The organism is Glutamicibacter sp. FR1 (assembly GCF_047300825.1).
In the GTDB taxonomy this organism is placed as follows: Bacteria; Actinomycetota; Actinomycetes; order Actinomycetales; family Micrococcaceae; genus Glutamicibacter; species Glutamicibacter nicotianae.
Window position 1 is genome coordinate 594,637 of record NZ_CP178602.1, and the last position, 19,973, is coordinate 614,609.

19 protein-coding genes are annotated in these 19,973 nt (G+C 62.9%); 11 read left to right on the forward strand and 8 right to left on the reverse strand.

Going from position 1 to position 19,973, the window contains the following annotated elements:
* Positions 1–102 precede the first annotated feature (102 nt).
* On the forward strand, positions 103–1,359 hold the full coding sequence (locus ACLQ8T_RS02895; protein WP_413455627.1) for a polysaccharide deacetylase family protein: 1,257 nt from the start codon (positions 103–105) through the stop codon (positions 1,357–1,359).
* Positions 1,360–1,380: 21 nt separating this feature from the next.
* On the opposite strand, the gene ACLQ8T_RS02900 is transcribed toward ACLQ8T_RS02895, so the two are convergent.
* Positions 1,381–4,836 carry a TM0106 family RecB-like putative nuclease gene (locus ACLQ8T_RS02900; RefSeq protein WP_413455628.1) on the reverse strand — a complete coding sequence of 1,152 codons (3,456 nt, stop codon included), beginning with the start codon at positions 4,834–4,836 and terminating at the stop codon, positions 1,381–1,383.
* Positions 4,837–4,913: 77 nt separating this feature from the next.
* Positions 4,914–5,234 (reverse strand): hypothetical protein, encoded by a 321-nt coding sequence (locus ACLQ8T_RS02905; RefSeq protein WP_413455629.1) that lies wholly within the window; start codon positions 5,232–5,234, stop codon positions 4,914–4,916.
* Between the two features lie 158 nt (positions 5,235–5,392).
* On the opposite strand from ACLQ8T_RS02905, the gene ACLQ8T_RS02910 reads away from it, so the two are divergent.
* Positions 5,393–6,112: a M50 family metallopeptidase gene (locus ACLQ8T_RS02910; RefSeq protein WP_413455630.1), complete on the forward strand. Its 720-nt coding sequence runs from the start codon at positions 5,393–5,395 to the stop codon at positions 6,110–6,112.
* On the opposite strand, the gene ACLQ8T_RS02915 is transcribed toward ACLQ8T_RS02910, so the two are convergent.
* Positions 6,095–7,255, reverse strand: coding sequence for a YihY/virulence factor BrkB family protein (locus tag ACLQ8T_RS02915; protein ID WP_204720674.1), 1,161 nt, complete (start codon positions 7,253–7,255; stop codon positions 6,095–6,097). The two genes, ACLQ8T_RS02910 and ACLQ8T_RS02915, sit on opposite strands and share 18 nt — an antisense overlap.
* A 646-nt stretch (positions 7,256–7,901) precedes the next feature.
* On the opposite strand from ACLQ8T_RS02915, the gene ACLQ8T_RS02920 reads away from it, so the two are divergent.
* Positions 7,902–8,609, forward strand: a complete 708-nt coding sequence (locus ACLQ8T_RS02920) for a transglycosylase family protein (protein WP_413455631.1) — start codon at positions 7,902–7,904, stop codon at positions 8,607–8,609.
* 108 nt (positions 8,610–8,717) lie between these two features.
* Positions 8,718–10,091, forward strand: a complete 1,374-nt coding sequence (locus ACLQ8T_RS02925; protein ID WP_413455632.1) for a CoA transferase — start codon at positions 8,718–8,720, stop codon at positions 10,089–10,091.
* Here the strand turns inward: ACLQ8T_RS02925 and ACLQ8T_RS02930 are convergent.
* Together ACLQ8T_RS02930 and kynA are read right to left on the reverse strand one after the other, a co-directional pair.
* A complete protein-coding gene (locus ACLQ8T_RS02930) occupies positions 10,088–10,927 on the reverse strand; it encodes a PaaX family transcriptional regulator C-terminal domain-containing protein (protein ID WP_413455633.1) in 840 nt (279 codons plus the stop codon). The two genes, ACLQ8T_RS02925 and ACLQ8T_RS02930, sit on opposite strands and share 4 nt — an antisense overlap.
* The gene (gene kynA, locus ACLQ8T_RS02935; protein ID WP_128471450.1) at positions 10,917–11,783 is read right to left on the reverse strand and encodes a tryptophan 2,3-dioxygenase; all 867 of its coding nucleotides are present in this window, start codon (positions 11,781–11,783) and stop codon (positions 10,917–10,919) included. The genes ACLQ8T_RS02930 and kynA overlap by 11 nt, the downstream gene beginning before the upstream one ends.
* Positions 11,784–11,934: 151 nt before the next feature.
* Here kynA and ACLQ8T_RS02940 point away from each other — a divergent pair, with 151 nt between their 5' ends.
* The 4 genes from ACLQ8T_RS02940 to ACLQ8T_RS02955 all read left to right on the forward strand — a co-directional run bounded on the left by ACLQ8T_RS02940 (position 11,935) and on the right by ACLQ8T_RS02955 (position 15,845).
* The gene (locus tag ACLQ8T_RS02940) at positions 11,935–12,618 is read left to right on the forward strand and encodes a CE1759 family FMN reductase (RefSeq protein ID WP_204720680.1); all 684 of its coding nucleotides are present in this window, start codon (positions 11,935–11,937) and stop codon (positions 12,616–12,618) included.
* Between the two features lie 252 nt (positions 12,619–12,870).
* Positions 12,871–13,656 carry a 2-oxo-hept-4-ene-1,7-dioate hydratase gene (gene hpaH, locus ACLQ8T_RS02945; RefSeq protein WP_038989991.1) on the forward strand — a complete coding sequence of 262 codons (786 nt, stop codon included), beginning with the start codon at positions 12,871–12,873 and terminating at the stop codon, positions 13,654–13,656.
* On the forward strand, positions 13,641–14,450 hold the full coding sequence (locus ACLQ8T_RS02950) for an aldolase/citrate lyase family protein (RefSeq protein ID WP_413455634.1): 810 nt from the start codon (positions 13,641–13,643) through the stop codon (positions 14,448–14,450). Before hpaH ends, ACLQ8T_RS02950 begins: the two co-directional genes overlap by 16 nt.
* Positions 14,451–14,555: 105 nt before the next feature.
* Positions 14,556–15,845: a DUF6350 family protein gene (locus tag ACLQ8T_RS02955; RefSeq protein WP_413455635.1), complete on the forward strand. Its 1,290-nt coding sequence runs from the start codon at positions 14,556–14,558 to the stop codon at positions 15,843–15,845.
* Here ACLQ8T_RS02955 and ACLQ8T_RS02960 read toward each other — a convergent pair.
* Positions 15,842–16,480: a hypothetical protein gene (locus ACLQ8T_RS02960; RefSeq protein ID WP_413455636.1), complete on the reverse strand. Its 639-nt coding sequence runs from the start codon at positions 16,478–16,480 to the stop codon at positions 15,842–15,844. The genes ACLQ8T_RS02955 and ACLQ8T_RS02960 overlap by 4 nt on opposite strands.
* Positions 16,481–16,585: 105 nt before the next feature.
* Positions 16,586–17,116 (reverse strand): DinB family protein, encoded by a 531-nt coding sequence (locus tag ACLQ8T_RS02965; RefSeq protein WP_204720686.1) that lies wholly within the window; start codon positions 17,114–17,116, stop codon positions 16,586–16,588.
* 148 nt (positions 17,117–17,264) lie between these two features.
* Between ACLQ8T_RS02965 and purN the strand changes: the two genes are divergently transcribed.
* Both purN and ACLQ8T_RS02975 read left to right on the forward strand, forming a co-directional pair.
* Complete coding sequence (purN, locus tag ACLQ8T_RS02970; protein ID WP_413455637.1) at positions 17,265–17,834, forward strand: phosphoribosylglycinamide formyltransferase; 570 nt, start codon at positions 17,265–17,267, stop codon at positions 17,832–17,834.
* A gap of 32 nt (positions 17,835–17,866) precedes the next feature.
* On the forward strand, positions 17,867–19,381 hold the full coding sequence (locus tag ACLQ8T_RS02975) for an SDR family NAD(P)-dependent oxidoreductase (RefSeq protein ID WP_413455638.1): 1,515 nt from the start codon (positions 17,867–17,869) through the stop codon (positions 19,379–19,381).
* Between the two features lie 24 nt (positions 19,382–19,405).
* Here ACLQ8T_RS02975 and ACLQ8T_RS02980 read toward each other — a convergent pair whose 3' ends face one another.
* Entirely contained in the window at positions 19,406–19,666 is a 261-nt protein-coding gene (locus ACLQ8T_RS02980; protein WP_413455639.1) for a hypothetical protein, read from the reverse strand.
* Here ACLQ8T_RS02980 and ACLQ8T_RS02985 point away from each other — a divergent pair.
* Positions 19,665–19,955, forward strand: coding sequence for a hypothetical protein (locus ACLQ8T_RS02985; RefSeq protein ID WP_413455640.1), 291 nt, complete (start codon positions 19,665–19,667; stop codon positions 19,953–19,955). The genes ACLQ8T_RS02980 and ACLQ8T_RS02985 overlap by 2 nt on opposite strands.
* Positions 19,956–19,973: the final 18 nt, after the last annotated feature.

Consider the following 19,973-nt stretch of genomic DNA (forward strand, 5'->3'; position numbering starts at 1 on the left):
GTTTTGCCCCCAGCCCTATCTGGGTAGGCTCGAAATTAGCAGATGACAACTAGTTTTCTTCCGGCGCTGCAGGTGCGGTGGAGGTCATGGAGGTCGCAGCCAATGAAAAACCTACGCATTGTGATTTCGCTCGGGCTGGTGCTGGGCCTTGCCGGGTGCAGCACGGCGCAACCACCCTCAGCACCGTCCACGGATCCCGCTGCCATCGAAAAGGCCGAGCAGGAAAAAGCACGCGTGGACAGCGTCAAGGCCGAGATCAACCGGCTGGCTGACGGATACGACTATGACGCGGCGATCAAGCTCGCCAAGGAGGACAGCGCCGAAGAGCTGAACCAGATGGTTGGCGGCCTGGAAGATGAGAAGAACCAAGTTTCGGCGTGGGACCAGCCGGAGCAGATACCGCACCTGTTCTTCCACTCGCTGATAGTCGATCCGGACCGGGCTTTTGACGAGGGAAACAGCTCACAGGGCTACGCCAACTACATGGTGACCCAGAATGAATTCGCGGCCATTCTCAACGAGCTGCATGAGCGCGACTATATGCTGGTCAACCCGGAGGACTTTGCTTCGCCCGATAAGCAGGGACAGATGAAGTACCGGGACATCATGCTGCCCAAGGATAAGAAGCCATTGGTGCTGTCCGTTGACGACCTGAGCTATTACGAATACATGGAAGGCGATGGCTTCGCCAGCAAGCTGGTGCTGGATGAGGACGGCAAGGTCCGCAACGAATACGTAGATGCGGAAGGCGAAACGCACGTTGGCGCATACGACGTCACCACCATGATCGATGACTTCATCGCCGAGCATCCCGACTTCAGCTACCGCAATGCCCGCGGCCTGGTCGCGATGACCGGATACAACGGCGCTTTCGGCTACCGAACCTCGGCCAGCCAGTACCCCGAAAGCAAGACGCTGGAAGCCGACCAGAAGATGGCCACGAAGATCGCCGAGGCAATGAAGGACAGCGGTTGGGTGTTCGCATCGCATTCATGGGGGCACATTGCCACCGGGACCGACAGCATGGGCCGGCTCAAGCGCGACATGAAGCTGTGGAAGGACGAGGTGGAACCGATCGTGGGAAAGACCGATCACTTCATCTATCCATTCGGATCGGATATTGCCCGGACCCAACGCTACTCCGGGGCCCGCTACGAGTTCTTCAAGGACCAGGGCTTCGACTACTTCTACGGCGTTGACGGAACCATCCGCGCATGGATGCAGCAAGGAGATGAATACCAGCGGCAGATGCGCATCAACGTGGACGGGTTGCAGTTCGCCAAGGAAGAACGCGGCGACCGGCCAGTTCTGGAGAGCTTCTTCGATGTTCAGGACGTGATCGATCCGGCCCGCAAGTGAGCGGACCAATCCGCCCCCAGGCTACAAGGCCATGAACGCACCGAGCTGGGAGAGCGTCGACGGGTTGGACGGCAGGTAATCGGTGAGCCGTTCGCTGCGCACGATGACCGCCTTCCACTGGCCGCGGGAAATGGCCACATTGATGCGATTGCGGTTAAGCAGGAACTCGATGCCACGCGAGGCATCGGCGGCGCTGGAACAGGCCATGGTCACCAGCACCACCGGGGCTTCCTGGCCTTGGAACTTGTCCACCGTGCCCACCCTGACATCCGGCAGGCCCTCGGCTTCCAGTACCTCGCGCACCAGATTCACCTGCGCGTTGTAGGCGGCCACCACCAGGATATCGGCGGCGGCCAGCGGGCGGGCCGGCTTGCCGGGGCCCGGGCTCCACAGCATGCCCAGATGCTCGCGCACCAGGCGGACAATGGCCTCCGCTTCTTCCACGCTGCTGACGGTATTGCCCCGGTGCTCAACGAAGACCGTTTCGACCCCGGCTTCGGTGCCTTCCAGCACCCGCAGCCCGGCGGCGTCCGCCGAGAACAGCTGGTGGTCGTAGCTCAACGCCGACACCTTAGCGCACAATGCCGGGTGCATCCGCCATGACGCCGCAAGGAAGTAGCCCAACTCGGCGGGCAGCACCGGTTCGCCACCGGAAAGCCATCCCAGCGCCGATTCATCCACAGGCTGCGGATGGGTGCCCTGGGTGACCTGCGGCAGCTGCTGCGGATCTCCGAGCAGCAGCAAATTGCGGGCAGCGCGGGAGACGGCCAGCGTATTGGCCAAGGAGAACTGGCCGGCCTCGTCGATCACCAGCAAGTCCAGGCTCTCGGCCGGAACCTTCGAGCCGGTCAGCGTCCAGGCGGTGCCGCCTATGAGCGCGCCGCCGGGTGCATCCAGCATCTCGGCCACGGATTCCTTGGACGTGCCGGTCCAAGGTACCGGATCCTTGTGCTTGACTTCCTTGGCTACCACCTCGGGATCCACCCCGGCTTCCACAGCCTTGCGCAGCACGTTCTCAACCACCGCATGGGACTGGGCCACCACCCCGATCTTCCATCCGTAGTCGATGAGTTCACGGATCACATGCGAAGCGACGAAGGTCTTGCCCGTGCCCGGAGGGCCCTGCACCGCAAGATAGGAATTGTCCAGGTCCTTCAGCGTCTGCACCACGGCAGGATAGACCTGGGACTGGCCGTCGACAAGCTCCGGTTCAACCGGCACGGTCAGGGTCTTTAGGCGTGGCGGAATGCGCCGCAGGATGTCGATTCCCGGCCGTTGCGGGAGCACCGGCACGGTGGCGCCAACTTGCTGGGCGATCTCCGTGAGCGCCGCATCGATGCTCACGGTCGCCAACGGCTTGTCGGGAGCCAGTGCGCAGGGAAGCGCACCGTAGGCAGGAATCTTGCCGCTGGATTTCTCCGCAATGGTGATCCAGCCTTCTCCGAGCTCGACCACCGTGGCGTTGAATGCTCCTCCGCGCACGGAGCCGTCAACTTCCATGCCCTCGGGCAACGGGGCCTCGAACATGGCGAACACCGAGGAGCCGGGGGAGAGCAGCGAGCCTTCGGCCAGCGTTCCCTGCAATTTCGTCACGCGAGTGTAGGTGCGCGCCCGCTCGGTGGCCTTATGCCAGTCCTCGAGCACTTCGGCGGTATTCACAATGAAAACCCCGCGGACATCGCTCCAGTCATCCATCGGCGCGGACAGGCGGTCGAAGTGCTCCCACCAGAACTGCTTCTTCTCACGGCGGTTGTACCCGGTCGCGGCGGCGACCATGGCGATCGCTCGGTCATCATCGCTCAGTGCCTGGCCGTGGGGCAGCTGCGCCAGGTAGTCCTGCAGCCGCAGCTCTTCGGGGGTGGGCTCGTATGCGTCGCCGGCCGCGGGAGGCTCGGGCGTGTCCTGAAGCGTGCCGGGCGCCTGGTCGATGAGCGTGAGCAGCCAATCGCGCAGGCGCAGCGTGGACAGGCAGTCGTATTCGTTGTAGTCGGCAATGGAGGCCAGGATGGCTTCAGCGCTCTTCTCGTCCTGCGCATCGCGTGCCAGCATGTACTGGGCGTAGGCGACCACCGACGCTCCGGCATCGGTGACATCGCCGGATCGCAGGTGCTCGCCCATGTAGAGCGGTTCAAGCTTCTTGATGGAGTAGGAGCGGGTGGATACCACCAGGGCATTGCGCACGGTTTCGTAGAGATCCACCAGCAGGTTCTCGCGCAGCCACTGGTCGACTTCGTCCTCGCCGGCGATGTGCACCTGGGAGAGCTTGCGCAGCGCAGTCTTCTCATAGGGCGCATAGTGGTAGATCTTCATCTGCGGGTAGCGCTGGCGGCGTTCCTCGACGTAGGCGATGAAGTCCAGGAACGCCTGGCGTTCCTCGGCTCGGTCATGCGCCCAGAACGGCCTGAACACCGGCGCGCCGGTGTCGTATTCGACTACGCCGAAAAGATATTCCAGGCCCCAGGAGCCATCGGACGGGTCCTGGTAGAGCGGGTCGCCCTCGAAATCGAAGAAGATGTCGCCCTGGTCGGGACGCGGCAAGGAAGAAATCGGGCCGGCATTCTTCACCCGGTAGGAGACGCCGTGGGCGCCGCCATCCGCGGTGGCCAAGCCCAGCTGCATCTTGGCCTGCTCGGTGACGCGCTGCAGGGCGGTGCCCGGTTCAGCCTCCAGCGCGGCGAGCTGGTCGATGGTCGTAATGCCTCGGGCGCGCAGCTTCTCACGCTGCACCATGGACATCCCGGCCACCAGCAGCAGGTCGCGTGATGCCTGGGCCTGTTCTTCGCAGTAGTCGCACCGGCCGCACAGGCGCAGTTCATCGGAATTCCACTCAACCGGCTGGTTCTTCGCACGGTGCTTCTGCACCATCGCCAGGAAGCGTTCGCGTTGGGCCCGGAAGACCGGAATCACTTCGTCAACGCGGTGCACCGAATGGGTCCCGTCGCCGAGCACCAGCGTTGCCGAGGTGGAGACCGGGATGTTTTCGGCCAGCATCTGGTCGGCGTAGGCCGCGATCTGGAGCAGCGCGCTGACCCGGGCATGGCGGGCGAGCTTGGTATCCCAGACGGCCCAGGTGCCGTCGGGCTGGCGGACCAGGAAGTCGGCAAAACCGAGGAAAGCCCCGTCGAAGAAGGTGGCCTGGAAAATGACATCGGCACCGGTGCGAAGCACATCCATGGTCGCTTCGTGGGCTGCCCGCAGGCCGGCTGGGGTCATCTGCGGACGGTCGGCGAACTGCCTGACGCCGGTACCTGTCTGCGGGTCGTAATCGCCGTAGGTCGCGATCAGCTCCTTGAGCACGTTCTGCTCATGGGCGTCGCCAAGCACCGCCGTGCGTTCGAGCATCTCGTCCCGTGCCATATCCGGCTTGGGACGCAGGCCGAGCTTCACATCCAGCAGGTACAGGGACTGGTAATTGCAGTCAACACAGACCGACAGGTCGCTCGCTGAGAAGATGAACTGATCATCCAGGAAGAACACGGGGCCTGGGCCTTTCGCTGACTCGATTCTTACCTAGTCAACGTAGCACCAGACGCCGACAGATTCACTGTTCCCGCTTAGGAGAGCTCCTCCGCCTTTTTCTTGGAACCGCCGAGCACCAGCGAGAGCAGGGCCACGCCGGCAGTCACCGTGTTCACTGCTGGCCACGCGCCGATTTTCTTGGCCAGCGGATGGGACGCACCGAAGCCGCTGAGGTACGCGCTGGCCAGAGCCACCGCCTTGCCGGTTCCGGCGTCCTTCTTCCACAGCAGGAACGCGCCAACGCCGGCGGCACCGAGCACTACCGCGGCCAGCGGACGCTTCTTCGTGGCGCGGCCGGTAGCGTAGCCGCCCAGCAAACCGGTGGTGGCCAAGGCAGTTGAAGCGATGCGGGACATGAGACTCCTCCAAGGGATATAGCAAAGTGTTTCGCTATGCAGACTATTCCTGCCACCTGTGATGTTTCCCAGAAAGCCGGGAAATGCGCTCGCCGGACAGCAGGTAGCAGGCCGGGCTTGCAAGAATGAGTCATGTTGGATGCCACGAAGGAGCAGGAATGAATCTAGATATTGCCCAGGCTTGGGCCCGGCTCGCGCAGCCGGTGGACGTGGCCTTGAACCAGTGGCAGTGGCTGATCCTGGCGTTCCTGATCCTGGTCTTGGTAGTACCGCGTCCGGTATGGCGTATCACCGGGCTGTACTCCACGCTGATCCATGAGCTCGGCCATATCGTAGCGGCCTTGTTCACCGGCAGGTACGTGGCTGGCTTGCGGTTGGGCTGGGACCATTCCGGGGAAGTGCGCAGCATCGGCCGGGGCAAGTTCTCCGTCATCATTTCCGGGATCTTCGGGTACCCCGCACCCATTTGGGTTTCAGCGTTGATGCTGTGGGGGATATCTGCGGGCTATGCCGGGGGGGCCCTAGGAATTTATGCGTTGCTGTTCCTGCTGGCGCTGGTCTTCGTCCGCAATTGGCCGGCCTTTGTCGTGTGCACGATCAGCGCAGCAGTGGCATTGGGAGTGGTCTTCTTTGCGCCGGTCGATGCCTACCTGTATCTGGCATTGCTGATTGCCGGGTTCCTGCTGCTGGCGGGCTTGAAGGACTTCGTGAAGCTTTTTGCGGTGCACCTGTGGAGGCGCAAGGATATTGCCCAGTCCGATGCGTACTTGATCGCTGCGGCGACGCGAACCTTTCCTTCCTTATGGTTATTGGCGATCGCGATTCTGGGATCCGGCGGCCTCTGGTGGGCGCTGTTGAGCTTATCGGGACTGTTCTGAGTCCCGGCGCACATCGCGTTTGGTTTTCATTCGGCCAGCGGTCCAGGCGGCCGCGGCAACCAGCCCCATGGGCAGCAGCTTCATCTTGCGTTTCGGACTCGTTGAAGGATCCGCTTCCATATCCTCCAGCGGGTCGCCACCGTGCTTGATCCGGATCTCCTGAGCCTGGACCAGGTCCTTGTACGAGGCCAGTTCCTGCTTCGCTATCAAAGTGTCATCGCGCAGCGGAAGCAGCACATCATCAACGGCCGGCATGCCGGTACGCAGCTGGCGGAGGCGGATGAATTCGATATCCACCAAGGCCCCGAGGAGCAAGGCGATATTGCTGATCCAGCAAGCAAGGACCAGGATGATCACGCCTCCAATGGTTCCATAGGTAGCGGAGTAGCTGGCGAACTGCGAAACGTAGATGCCGAAGCCGAAGACCGAGAGCCCCAGGATTACCAGAGCGGTCAGGGTGCCGGGTGAGAACCAGCGGAATTTCGTCGGCTTGACGTTGGGGGTGAAGTAGTAGAGCAAGGCCAGAACCAGCAGCAACATGATGAGCATCAATGGCGGCTTTGCGATATTCAGCATCAGCACGAAGCTGTCGCCCATGCCGATGATGTTGCCGATTGCGCGGGCGACGGAGCCCGAAGTCAGCAGGAGCACCAAGGTTACGACGGCAACGAGCATGATCAGCACGGTGATCAGGAACATTTGCGGGCGGCGCTTCCACTGCGGGCGGCCTTCCGGTGCACCGTAAAGCCGGTTCAATGCGCGGCTGAATGCCGTGACATAGCCAGAGGTACTCCACAAGGCGCCGAGTGAACCGACGAGGATTGCCCAGAATGTTCCGCTGGCCTGGGATGCCAAACCTGCGAGCAGCTGTTCTGCTGTGTCGAGCAGCTGCTGAGAGTCGCCGCTTGCCGATTCTCCGTTCGGGGCGAGACTTTGTTCCAGCAGCTCCATGATCCATTTGGTGCCGCTCTCGCTGGCACCGGCCAAGGACAGCAGCGAGATCAAGGCCAAGAGGCCGGGGAACATGGCAAGGACCATGAAGTAGGACAGAGACGCCGCTATATCCAGCCCGTCATTGCGGAAGAATTCCCGCAGGGCACGGGGATAGCAGCTCAAGGACTCCTTGAACCGTTCTTTCGTCATGCTGTTTCCCAGTGGCATCGAGTTCCCCTGTCTGACTGATGAAATCAAACCTACAGTTCCGGCTTCTTGAATCACATTACCTAAGGGAAATTTAGTTGACACGTTGCTGGAACTGCGTGGTGTGTCTATTGCACGCTGAGATCTTGAGGGCGTTGAGAGCCGAGGGGATCTGCCGGGGAGAAATTGCCTCGTTCAGAATGCCTTGCATGCTGCGTAGCGGATCCAGAGTGTGCAGCTTCGTCGATGCGGAAATGCAGCCTTGAAGGGTGCTGGAAACCGCCCGTGAGTGGATTGCAAGCTATATCACAGTGTCCTGATGAATATCCACTCCATACGAGTAACATTTTCGTCGCTTGATCAGGGGTTCGGAGCGATTTCGCGACCAGATTTTAAATTTTTTTCTGACCAGTTGACCTGTATTTACGGGGTTTCTGACCGTTTCCTGAGTTGCGGGGGTGGTGGGTTGGTGCGCTATGGTCTTTTATAACGTTTCGATAACACTCGCAGTGTTATGGGGAAACAGGTACTGCCGGGACTTCCAAACCGCTCGCCAGGGCAGTATTTAATCAAAGTCGAAATGCGACGCTGAGCGGTGCACGAGGATGGTCTAGGAAGACCTGAGCGCGGGAAGAGCAACTGGAGAATCATGATCCAGCAGAATACTAAGAACTTGATCCGTCGCGGTGGAGCCTCGCTGGCCGCCGTTGCAGTTGCCGGCACCGCAATCGTTGCCGCAACCGCACCAGCAAACGCCGCAAGCACCTGGGACAAGCTGGCCCAGTGCGAGTCCGGTGGAAACTGGTCGATCAACACCGGCAACGGCTACTACGGTGGCCTGCAGTTCTCGCTGTCCACCTGGAAGGCGTTCGGCGGCTCGGGCATGCCGCACCAGGCTTCGAAGGCCGAGCAGATCCGCATTGCAACCAAGGTCCAGGCAACGCAGGGCTGGGGCGCATGGCCAGCATGTACTGCAAAGCTGGGCATCAGCGGTTCCCCTTCGGGTTCCTCGACTCCGCAGAAGCAGGCTCCGAAGCAGCAGGCAGCCCCTAAGCAGCAGGCCGCACCAAAGCAGCAGGCAGCTCCGAAGCAGCAGTCGGCACCGACCCAGAAGCAGGCTCCTAAGCAGCAGGCAGCTCCAAAGCACGCTGCTCCAGCTCCGAAGGCACCAGTGTTCAACATTGATGTGACCGACTCGGGCAAGGACTACACCGTCAAGTCGGGCGACACCCTGTCCAAGATTGCCGACAAGCTTGGCGTCAAGGACTGGCGTGGCCTGTTCGTCTTGAATGACGACCAGCTGTCCAACCCCGACTACATCATGGTTGGACAGACCCTGAACGTTCCAGCGAACTAATTTCTCTGAGCTTCCGAAAACCCGCATCGTACTTCTACGCGCTGCGGGTTTTCTGTATTGAAGCGGCCGGCAGCGGAACGGTGGTCTTGCAGGTATAGGCTGAGCAGCATGCTGCATTCCGAAGAAGAACGCGCGTCCATGGAGCACGTCCTGGGCTCTGGGTTCCATGAGCATCAGTTGCTTGAGACAGCAGGCAACTGGCCCGTTTCCGGACCCTTAGGCTGGTGGGGTGGTCCTCTGGATGTGGAGCAGCTCGCGGCACGATCCGTCGGGTTGGTCTGCTCTGCACTCAATGCGCTTGCTACTGCGCCACTGCGGGTGGCATCAGCGACGGCGGACATCGCGGCAGCTTTTGCGTCCTCCGCCCACCTGCGGATCGAAGGGGAGAAAACGCAGGGTTTTGCCCCGCACTCGGGCTTCTACCGGACAGCCGATGGCTGGATCAGGGCGCACGCGAATTACCCTCATCATGAGAGTGCGCTCAAATCTGCATTAGGGATGTCCTCGGGTAGCGGCATCATCGATGTGCTGGCAGGCCTGCCAGCACATGATGCCCAGGAGCGCATCGTGGCGGCTGGCGGTGTTGCCGCGCGGGTGCGATCCCGGCAGCAGTGGCTCAGCTCCGCCGAGGGCAAGGTGGCAGGCAACGGGCACTGGGCACAGTTCAGCATGCGTCCGCTCGCTTCGGCACCGTTCTGGAAATATGATCCGCGTGCGGGATTGCCCCTTCAAGGGTTGAAAGTCCTGGATCTCACACGGGTGATCGCCGGACCCACCGCCACCAGAACCCTCGCGGCCTTCGGTGCCCAGGTCTTGCGCGTGGACGGTCCGCGGCTTCCGGAACTGCCTTGGCAACTTGTCGATACCGGGTTCGGCAAGCGCAGCACGGTGCTCGATGCGAAGAGCGCAGCGGGGCGGGCAAAGATCCATGAACTGCTGCAGGATGCCGATGCCGTCATCCTGGGCTATCGCCCCGGAGCCTTGGCCGCGGCGGGGCTTGGCCGGGATGAATTAGCCCAGCGCTATCCTCGGCTGATTATTGCTGAACTGGGAGCGTGGGGCTTTTCCGGGCCCTGGGCGCAGCGGCGCGGGTTCGACAGCGTCGTACAAGCCGCCACCGGCATTGCGCAAGCCTATAGCGGCGACGGCAGGACTCCCGGCGCTTTGCCGGTGCAAGCCTTGGATCATGCCACCGGCTACGGGCTGGCTGCTGCAATCATTGCCCTGGCTGGAACCCGCAGCGCCCAAGGACGAACCGGGGCGGTGCGATTCTCCTTGGCTCGGACGGCTCATGCCCTGTTCGCCTTAGATGAAGAGCGCGAATACCCTGCTGATTTCGGCAGTGGCGTGCAGCTGCGGCAGATGGACAGTTCTTACGGGATGCTTGAATATGTTCCACCGCCCTTCAGCTTTGCAGGCCAAGCAATGGATTATCCCCATCCGCCGGCACCGTATGGAGAAAGCAAACCAGCCTGGAGCTAGGAAGCCAGCAGCGAGCGGGCGAAGTGCAGGGCCGGTTCCTTGAATGCCGAGGACAGCGTCAGGAAGCGTTCCCGGCTGTCGGTGCCAGGCCAATGTGCGGGCAGCATGGATCCGGGCAAACCGGGGTCGAGGTAGGGGAGCGTGCGCCATGAATCGACCATTGCCACATATCCCCGATAGACGCTGGATGGAGTGCTGTCACTGGCATCGAGGGAATTGGTGTTCTCCAGGAATGCCTGATGCAGCGCGGCCAGGCGCTCAAGGTCCCACCATGCACTGGCGGCCTGCTGCGGCGTGCCGGGGAAGTGAGGCTGCTGCGCAGTGAACAGCGTTGCGTGCTGCCTGGCGCCCAAGGCCATGAGCACTGCCGTGGCTTCCTCGCGCAGGTACTCGGGGAAAATCCATAACCCGGATCCCAGCATGCCTCCGCCAAGCTGCAGGAAATGCTTGCGCACCTGATGGCGCACGGAGCGCAGGCTCTCCGGCAGCGAGTAGGCCACCAAGCACCAGGGATCAGCGTCCGACATCTGTCGTGGCGTGAAGATTCTCCGGGTGCCGCGCTCGAACATCTGCTGCGCCGCGCTCGGCACGCCCAAGGTGGACGGCTGCGAGGCTTCCAGCACTCCGCGGTTGATCAACCGGGAGATGGCGGTCTGCGCCGCAGGAGCCGAAACCCCGGCAGCCTGCGCCAGCTCGACGATGCGGGTTCGCGCCACCGGTGCTTTCTCATGCCTGATATACAGGCCGGTGATTGTGCGGATAATTGATGTCGCGCTACCGCTTCGCGCTTCGAAATCATCGAGGCTGAGCGCGGTGAGCGAGGTGCTACTTGCCAATTTCGGTACGCACCGCGAACAGTTCCGGGAAGAAGGTCAGATCCAGGGCGCGCTTGAGGAAATCGACTCCCGAGGAACCGCCGGTGCCGCGCTTGAAGCCGATGGTGCGCTGGACGACGCGCATGTGGCGGAAGCGCCATGCCTGGAAGTTGTCCTCGACATCCACGAGGTCCTCGCAGGCCTGGTAGAAGCCCCAGCGGGTGTCCTCGGATTCGTAGATGTCCTTGAAGACCGGAACCAGCGCCTCCTGGAACGCCCATGGCTTGGTGACGTCGCGGGACAGCACTTCTTCGGGAATGCTGTAGCCATGGCGGGCCAAGGCGGCCAGGAAGACGTCGTAGAGGCTTGGCTCGTGCAGCAGCTTGGACAGCAGCTCGTGGGCTTTGGGGTCTGCCTCGTGGACCTTGAGCATGCCTTCATGCTTATTGCCCAGGATGAATTCGACGGCACGGTACTGGAAGGACTGGAAGCCGGAAGATGAGCCGAGGAAATCGCGGAACTGCGCATATTCGCGCGGCGTCAGGGTTGCCAGCACCGACCATTGCTCGGTCAGGGTCTTCTGGATGTGCTTGACCCGGGCCAGGCATTTCAGCGCCTTGCCGAAGTCGTCAACGCCCAGCAGTCGGCGAGCCTCGATGAGCTCGTGGAGCATGAGCTTGAGCCACAGTTCGCTGGTCTGGTGCTGGATGATGAAGAGCATTTCATCGTGGTGCTCGGGAACGCTGACCGGATGCTGCGCGGACAGGATGCGGTCCAAATCGAGGTAGCTGCCGTAGGACATCGTGTTCTTGAAGTCGGTGCGGACGCCATCTTCGATTTCGCGCTGGTTCTCGGTCTGGGGCTGCGGGGTGCTCATAGGCCGATGTTATCAATAACATTGCGATCGTCACAATACTGAAAAAGGCAGCTCGCGCTACGGGCTGAAAAGTTTTAGGCAAGCGGGAATACCTCGGGCGCCCGCGCAGTTGATACATGCATACGCATGTAAATCGTGAAAGGCAGGAACCGTGAGCAAGTCAGTAGTCGTCATCAGCGGTGGACTGGGAAGCCCATCGAGCTCCTCTCTACTGGGCCAGCAAATCGGACAGAACATCGCTACCCAGCTGGCTGCCGCTGGCGTGCAGGCCGACGTGGCCAATATCGAACTGCGCGAGCATGCTGGTGAGATCACCAACAACATGCTCACGGGTTTCGCCGCCCCAGGCCTGCAGAAGGTCATCGACGCGGTAGTGGGCGCCGACGTGCTCGTGGCAGTGACCCCGGTCTTCACCGCCTCGGTCTCGGGCCTGTTCAAGTCCTTCCTCGATATCCTGGACCCCAAATCGCTGAGTGGAAAGCCGGTCGTGCTCGCCGCCACCGCGGGAACCCAGCGCCACCAGCTCGCGATTGACTACGCCATGCGCCCGATCTTCTCCTACCTCCGGGCGCAGATCATGCCGACTACGGTCTTCGCGGCCTCCGAGGATTTCGGCGGGCAGGGACTGTCCGGCACGCTGGCCGATCGCGCTCGCCGGGTTGCGCGGGAAGTCGCCCTGGCACTGTCGCTGAGCGAAGGCGAACTATCCGCGGACGCGGATTTGGGCGACACCCGTTCCATCGCCCCGTCGGTCAGTGAATTCGCCGATCCCGATGACGAGCTCACCTCATTGCCGTTCGAGGCGCTGCTGGCGAACCTCAAATCCGGTTCCTGAGCCGGCCTGCCTCCATCATTATGGACCCGTTGTCCTGCATCCATTCGGAGTGCTTGGGAGCGGGGCCATTTTTCGTCCCCATGCTTCTTGTTTCGCTGGGGTATCGAATCCCCGTGAAAGCGAAGCAATATGTTAGTACGATGTGCCATCAAACTGGAACCTCGGTACGATCAAGAACCGTGAGCTAAGTCATTTCTCCGAGATGGCGGCAGCTGAACGAGGTTTGAAGAGTAGTGAAAGGTTTAGCCGTCGATGCTATCCGAGGAAACAATCACGGCCATTGCCGATGAACTGGTCCAGGCCGGCGAGACGCGGACTCCCGTGCCGCGCCTGACCGCGCGTTACCCAGAAATGACAGTAGAGGATTCCTACCGCGTCCAGAACCTGTGGCGCCAGCGGTCCGAAGCGGCCGGCCGTGTGCTGGTAGGCCGCAAGATCGGCCTGACCTCCCGCGCCATGCAGATGGCTACCGGAATTACCGAGCCTGACTACGGGATCATTTTCGACGACATGGTCTACGATTCCGGCGCCAAGCTGAAGTGGGAAGACTTCACCGGCGCCCGCGTGGAAATGGAACTGGCGTTCAAGCTCAAGAAGGATATCGAAGGCCCGCGGGCGAACATCTTCGATGTGCTCGACGCTACCGAATACGTCATCCCGGCTCTGGAAATCCTCGATGCCCGCGTGGAGATGGAAGGCCGCACGATTGTGGACACCATCAGCGACAACGCGGCCATGGGCGCCATGGTGATCGGCGGCAACCCGGTCAAGCCCGAAAGCATCGATCTGCGCTGGGTCTCCGGCATCTTGTTCAAGAACCAGACCGTCGAGGAAACCGGCGTCGCAGCCGGTGTGCTGAACCACCCCGCCGCTGGCGTGTACTGGCTGGCCAACAAGATCGCCCCGCACGGCGACAAGCTCAAGGCCGGGGAAATCATCCTTGCCGGTTCCTTCACCCGCCCCATGTGGGTCAACGCCGGGGACACCGTCTTTGCCGATTACGGACCGTTGGGAACTGTGACATGCCATTTCGAGTAGAGCCGGATCCGTCGCTGAAGGACGCGCTCAAGGACGCCGACCACTCGCTGGCAGGCATCTGGGTCTGCTCGGCCTCCCCGCTGGTCGCCGAGATCTGCGCAGGCGCAGGCTTCGACTGGCTGTTCATCGACGGCGAGCATTCGCCCAACGACCTGCAGAACATCCTGGCCCAGCTGCAAGCGGTGCGCAGCTATCCGGTAGTGCCAGTGGTCCGCCCTGCGGTCAACGACCCGGTGACCATCAAGCAGTTCCTGGACCTGGGCGTGCAGTCGCTGATCATCCCGATGGTCAACGACGCCGAGCAGGCCGCGGCTGCCGTGGCCGCCTGCCAGTACCCGCCCAAGGGCGTGCGCGGCGTCGGTTCCGCGCTGGCCCGCTCGGCCCGCTGGAACCGCATCCCCGACTACCTGACCCGTGCCGACGAGACCATCACCATCATGGTGCAGATCGAAGCGGATGAAGCGGTGCGCAACGTCGAGGACATCGTCGCCACCGAAGGTGTCGACGGCATCTTCATCGGCCCATCGGACCTGGCCGCCTCCATGGGAGTGAACGGCCAGCAGAGCCACCCGGATGTGGTCGCCGCGGTGCACAAGTCCATCAAGACGGCCAAGGCCGCGGGCAAGTATGCCGGGGTGAACGCCTTCGACCAGAAGAGCGCCCGCGAATACATGGCTGCCGGCGCGGACTTTGTCGGCGTGGGCGCCGATGTGGCGTTGCTGGCGCGCGCCACCGAAGCGCTGGCCGCAAGCTTCTCCTCCGAAGCCCAGGGCGCCACCCCGGACAGCTACTAGCCCGGGCGTTCTAGGCAACCCTTCAGCTCATCATTGCGCGTCGATCGAGGCCGGTCGGCGCCAATGGTGGCACCATTGAAGATGATGAGCCGCGAAAAGAAACCCATGAAGGCAGTGATGTTGCGCCTGCGCAACGGCTGGCCAATGCCCCTGGCGTTGCAGGGGGTCTTCGAGATACTGCAATCCGTGGTCTTTTGCCTTGCCCTGATTACGCTGCCGCTGGTCGCCGTCTATTTCAGCGGGGGCTTTCTGGAAGACTCCTTCGAGGCGATCCTGCAGTTCGGCGGCCTCATCTGGCTGCTCGTCCATGGCGTGCCGGTGGAGATCCTGAATCTCGGTCCCGAAGCGGACCCCAGCGCGGTGACCGGATGGCTCACGCTGATCCCCCTGGGGCTGTCGCTGGTGCCCTTCCTGTTCTGCCTGCGAGCCGGGCGGCGCATCGCCCGCGCATCCTACACCGACCAGCTCTGGCAGGGGCTGGCCGGCGCTTTCCTGGCCTACGGGGCCATCGGCACCGGCATCGGTTTCCTTGCCAATAATTCCTATGCGCGGGTCAATATCCTTGCCGCCGCCTTCATCCCGCTGATCATTGCCCTGCTGGGCCTGATTATCGGCGCGCGCCGCGAAGCCGGCTCCTGGGCCCGCCTGTTCGGTGTTGACACGGCCGCCTATATCCAGAGGATCTCGCCGCATCGCCGCTGGGCCGGATCCTATGTCTGGCATGTGATCGTCGCCGGATTCCTCGGCTATGTGGCCGCCGTGGGAATCTCCGGGTTGCTGCTGACCATCAACCTCGGTGTGCACTGGACCGATGTCGCCAACGTGTCCCAGGAGCTGCGCCCGGGACCGATCGGCTCGGCAGCGCTGACCCTGGTGCAGCTGTCCTTCATCCCGAATGCGGTGTTCTGGGTCTTGTCGTGGATCAGCGGCGGCGGGTTCAGCATCGGCACCGGCAGCACCCTGTCCACCCTGGAAACCACGGTGGGCCCGCTGCCGTCGATTCCAATGCTCGCGTCCCTGCCCTCCGGGGACATGGCGCACCAATGGCTGTTCCTGCTGATCCCGGTGGCCGCAGGCATCGTGGCCGGCTGGTACTTCCTGCGCGTGGGCGAGAACCACCTCGAAGACTGGTTTGCCCGCAGGATTCCCTTCAATGCCTTGTCGCTGGGGGCCTCGACCGCATGCTTGGCGGTCTTCACCGGGGTCGTGACCGGGCTGCTGAGCCTTGCCGGTTCCTGGCTCTCTTCCGGTTCCCTGGCCATCGGCCGGCTGGTCGAGATCGGCCCGAACATGTGGGCCACCGCCGGCGCCCTGGCACTGCAAATCGGCTTGGGCACCGCCATCGGCTACCTGATTGCCCCGCTCTTCGAAACCGACCCGGTGCTCGAAGGCTAGGTCAGGCTGGCCAGCACCAGCGGGTCGCCCTCGGGGCGGTTGATGGTGATTTGTCCCAGCGTCGCGGCGGTTGATTCTTCCATCACCAGCAGCACGGAGTCGTTTTCGGCTACTACCTGGATATCCTCGGCGGCAAGCTCAGGGTGCGAGGCGCGCATTTCGGAGACGGCGTTCTGAACCGTCTCGTCGCTGATGCCGGCAGGCATCAGGTAGGTGACGATTGCCAGGCTGTCCTCGCCGCCGTTGACCTTGAGCGGGACACCGTTCTGCACCACGTAATCCATCGTCGGGCAGGTGGTCCCGGCGATCTCGTAGTCGCCGCCCTCTTCCACCGGTTCGGGAATGGCCACCATGCACAGTTGGCCTTCGTTGCCGATGGCTACATAATGCCGGCCGAAGTCCGAGGTGGCCAGCAAGTGGCGGGTTTGCGGGTCGTAGGATTCGGTATCCTCGAAGCCCTCGGGAAGCTTGTCGTCATCGTCCTGAGTTTGCGCAAGCAGCGGCAGGTACTCTTCAGCAGAAGGGACCGGAACATCGCTTGGTTCGCTCTGGGGAGTTCCGGCCGAACATGCCGTCAGGGTGAGCAGCCCGGTGATTGCCAGTGCAGAAACTTTTCCGAAATATGCCTTTGGCATGGACGCCTGGCTCCTTACGTAGATCTGTTTTCGCGCATACGCCAAGAAGTCTAGCCAAAGGCCACAACCCATTCCATTCACCTGCTGGGTCCGTGTCGGGCGCAGTTAGCTGATTTCCACACCCAGATCCCACAGGTGATGCACGAGATCATGCCAGGCATACTGGTTCAGCGTTTCCACGGTAAACGCGGCGCCGTTCGAGCGCAGGCCGCGGCGGGAATACTGCGCCGGATCCAGGCTCTCCAGTATCGCGGCGTAGCCGGCGGCATTCTTCCGCAGCAGCTCGGCGACCTGACCGGCTCCCAGCGCGTTGTAGTTTCCCGCCTCGGCCGCCTGGTCCTGGTCCCAGTTGGGGAACTCCGGTTCATCGCGTTCCAGCATCAGGGTGAAGCGCCCGGTCATCACCTCAAGCATTTCGGCGACGTGCGCCACGTACTCCTGCTCGCTCCAGCGCGCAGGGTTGGTGCGGGTGGCCGCCTCGGGACGTGAGAGCACCGAGATGTAGCGCTCCACGAGTCCCGGCAGCTGCTCAATGGCATCGCCCGGCGAGATGCCGCGCACGTCATAGCCGCACTGCTCGCACACCGTATCCAGGACAATTGTCCAGTCCTTGCCATCGGGAACTATCTGGCTCATCAAAACCTCCACCTCGAACTGCGCTGCTAAGGCCAGTCTATGGCCGGTACAGCACGCGGGCATCGAATATGGCGGCAGCAGAGGAAACGCAGTGCAACATTGCGTCCGGGTTCAAGCGGGGCAAGAAGCGAACCGTAGAATTGAACCCATGCGCATTGTGGTTTTGGTTTCAGGTACCGGTTCTAATCTCCAGGCAGTCATCGATGCCGTCGCCAGCGGCGAACTGGAGAACGTCGAGATCGCTGCCGTCGGCGCAGACAAGCACGGCACCTACGGGGTGGAACGCTCGGCCGCCGCCGGCATCGAGACCTTCGTGGTGAACTTCAAGGACTACGCGGACCGCGGCGACTGGAACCATGCGCTGACCGAAAAGTGCCTGTCCTACGCCCCGGACTATGTGGTGTCCTCCGGATTCATGCGCATCGTCGGCGAAGAGTTCATCAATGCCTTCGACGGCACCTACATCAACACCCACCCGGCCCTGCTGCCGTCCTTCCCGGGCGCCCACGGCGTGCGCGACGCCCTGGCCTACGGCGTGAAGGTCACCGGCTGCACCGTGCACATCGCGGATGCCGGGGTGGACACCGGTCCGATCCTGCGCCAGGAAGCCGTGACCATCGAGGACACCGACACCGAAGAATCCCTGCACGAGCGCATCAAGGTAGTCGAGCGCCGCCTGCTCATCGCCACCCTGGCGGATCTGGCCCAAGGAAACTAGCCGGCGGCCCACCACGTAAAATTGGTGGCGAGATGAATGAACTGACACCGCCGCCCGGGCAGGCAACCGAAACCGAACTGTTCACCGACGAGGAACTGGCGACTGCGCTGAAGGTGCTCTCCGTGGTGCACACGCTGGACTCCGCGGATGAACGGCATATCGCCGTGCGCCGCGCGACCAGCAACATGTTCAAGGCTGCCAAGCGCTACCGCAAATCCCAGAAGCGCGCCGAGATCAGCGCCGCTGACCGCGCGCTGATCGAGCGGACCGCCACCGGCTCGCCGCAGCGGCTGGACGACGAGACCCTGGGCCTGGATCTGAGCACCCCGACCCAGGGGCAGAGTGCCGGGGAATTCCGCAAGCCGCGCGGCTGCTACATTTGCAAGCAGCGCTACACCACGGTGGATGCCTTCCACCACTATCTCTGCCCTGACTGCGCCGCCGCCGGGCGCGAACGCCGCGATGCCCGCGCCGACCTGTCCGGCAAGCGCGCGCTGCTCACCGGCGGCCGGGCGAAGATCGGCATGCATATCGCCCTGCGCCTGCTGCGCGATGGTGCCCACACCACCATCACCACGCGCTTCCCCAAGGACGCTGCCCGGCGCTTCGCCGCATTGGAGGACAGCGCGGACTGGATGCACCGGCTGCGCATCGTGGGCATCGACCTGCGCGACCCCGCCCAGGTGATCTCGCTGGCTGACCGCATTGCGGCCGAGGGCCCGCTGGACATCCTGATCAACAACGCCGCGCAGACCGTGCGCCGCACCGCGAACTCCTACCAGCACCTGATCGAATCAGAGCTGCAGCCGCTGGCCGGTGAACTGGCCTCCGGGCAGGGCGGACCTCAGCTGTGGGGCGAGGCGAACCCGCCGGCCGAGCACCCGCGGGCGCTGGCCAGCGCCTTCCGGCTGGAGGATTCCGCGCTGCTGGCCCCGAGCACGCTGGGCGGGTACGACGCGCAGCAGCTCGCGGACCTGGCGATGACCGCCGGTTCCGCCTCCCTGGAGCGCATTGCCGCGGGCACCGCCATCGACGCCGGGGGACTGGTGCCGGATGTGGTCACGGAGAATTCCTGGACCCAGATCCTCGGGGATGTGGATGCCCTGGAAATGCTGGAAGTGCAGCTGTGCAATGTCACCGCGCCCTTCCTGCTGGCCTCCCGGCTGCGCCCCGCGCTGGCCGCCTCCGAGGCGCGGCGCAAGTACATCGTGAACGTCTCGGCCATGGAAGGCCAGTTCTCCCGCCGCTACAAGGGCGCCGGGCACCCGCACACCAACATGGCCAAGGCCTCGCTGAACATGCTCACCCGCACCAGCGCCGAGGAAATGCTCGCCACCGACCGGATCCTGATGACCGCGGTGGACACCGGGTGGATCACCGACGAGCGCCCGCACGATTCCAAGGTGCGCATGGTCGCCGAAGGCTGGCACGCACCGCTGGATCTGATCGACGGCGCCGCCCGCGTCTACCAGCCCATCGTTGACGGCGAACGCGGCATCGACCTGTACGGCTGCTTCCTCAAGGACTACCAGCCCTCGCCGTGGTAGGAAGCCGCGCGTGATGCGCCGGGGCTAGGACGTACCCTGTCGGCCCAGCGGCACCTCGGCGAGCACCGCCGAGCCGGCATCGCGCAGCTGTATCACCGAAATGTCATTCAGCATCACCGGCACGGCGCCGGTCATCTGCGTGGTGCCGGTTGTTGTGGCCAGCCAGGCTCCGGCCTGCTCGGCGCTTCCCGCCGCATCCAGCACCCACAGCGAAAGCGGGACCGGCGCTGACTTGGGTGTTGCCTCCACCGGTTTGGGAGATGTTGCGGTGGATTCGCAGGGCATGACACTGTACTACTTCACCAAGGATGAGAAGGGAACGTCGAGCAGCGTGTGCACCGGCGATTGCCTGGCCAAGTGGCCGATTTCCACGGCCGTGAGCGATGAACCGGTCCTGGAGGGTGTCACCGGCGAAGCCGGCACCATAGAAAGCCCCGATGGCGAAAAGCAGGTGACGCTCAACGGCATGCCCCTGTACACCTTTGCCCAGGATGCCAAGCCCGGGGATACTGCCGGGCAAGGCGGTGGCGGGGTCTGGTACGCGGCGGCTCCCGACGGGACAATGATTCAATAGGCAATGATCCAATAATCC

Excerpts from the sequence above, each read along its gene's own strand:
- ACLQ8T_RS02960 (WP_413455636.1), bottom strand. The coding sequence starts at position 16,480 with ATGCCAAAGGCATATTTCGGAAAAGTTTCTGCACTGGCAATCACCGGG.
- ACLQ8T_RS02895 (WP_413455627.1), top strand. The coding sequence starts at position 103 with ATGAAAAACCTACGCATTGTGATTTCGCTCGGGCTGGTGCTGGGCCTT.
- ACLQ8T_RS02920 (WP_413455631.1), top strand. The coding sequence starts at position 7,902 with ATGATCCAGCAGAATACTAAGAACTTGATCCGTCGCGGTGGAGCCTCG.
- ACLQ8T_RS02950 (WP_413455634.1), top strand. The coding sequence starts at position 13,641 with ATGCCATTTCGAGTAGAGCCGGATCCGTCGCTGAAGGACGCGCTCAAG.
- ACLQ8T_RS02975 (WP_413455638.1), top strand. The coding sequence starts at position 17,867 with ATGAATGAACTGACACCGCCGCCCGGGCAGGCAACCGAAACCGAACTG.
- ACLQ8T_RS02925 (WP_413455632.1), top strand. The coding sequence starts at position 8,718 with ATGCTGCATTCCGAAGAAGAACGCGCGTCCATGGAGCACGTCCTGGGC.
- ACLQ8T_RS02980 (WP_413455639.1), bottom strand. The coding sequence starts at position 19,666 with ATGCCCTGCGAATCCACCGCAACATCTCCCAAACCGGTGGAGGCAACA.
- ACLQ8T_RS02905 (WP_413455629.1), bottom strand. The coding sequence starts at position 5,234 with ATGTCCCGCATCGCTTCAACTGCCTTGGCCACCACCGGTTTGCTGGGC.
- purN (WP_413455637.1), top strand. The coding sequence starts at position 17,265 with ATGCGCATTGTGGTTTTGGTTTCAGGTACCGGTTCTAATCTCCAGGCA.
- kynA (WP_128471450.1), bottom strand. The coding sequence starts at position 11,783 with ATGAGCACCCCGCAGCCCCAGACCGAGAACCAGCGCGAAATCGAAGAT.
- ACLQ8T_RS02915 (WP_204720674.1), bottom strand. The coding sequence starts at position 7,255 with ATGACGAAAGAACGGTTCAAGGAGTCCTTGAGCTGCTATCCCCGTGCC.
- ACLQ8T_RS02955 (WP_413455635.1), top strand. The coding sequence starts at position 14,556 with ATGAAGGCAGTGATGTTGCGCCTGCGCAACGGCTGGCCAATGCCCCTG.
- hpaH (WP_038989991.1), top strand. The coding sequence starts at position 12,871 with ATGCTATCCGAGGAAACAATCACGGCCATTGCCGATGAACTGGTCCAG.
- ACLQ8T_RS02965 (WP_204720686.1), bottom strand. The coding sequence starts at position 17,116 with ATGAGCCAGATAGTTCCCGATGGCAAGGACTGGACAATTGTCCTGGAT.
- ACLQ8T_RS02910 (WP_413455630.1), top strand. The coding sequence starts at position 5,393 with ATGAATCTAGATATTGCCCAGGCTTGGGCCCGGCTCGCGCAGCCGGTG.
- ACLQ8T_RS02985 (WP_413455640.1), top strand. The coding sequence starts at position 19,665 with ATGACACTGTACTACTTCACCAAGGATGAGAAGGGAACGTCGAGCAGC.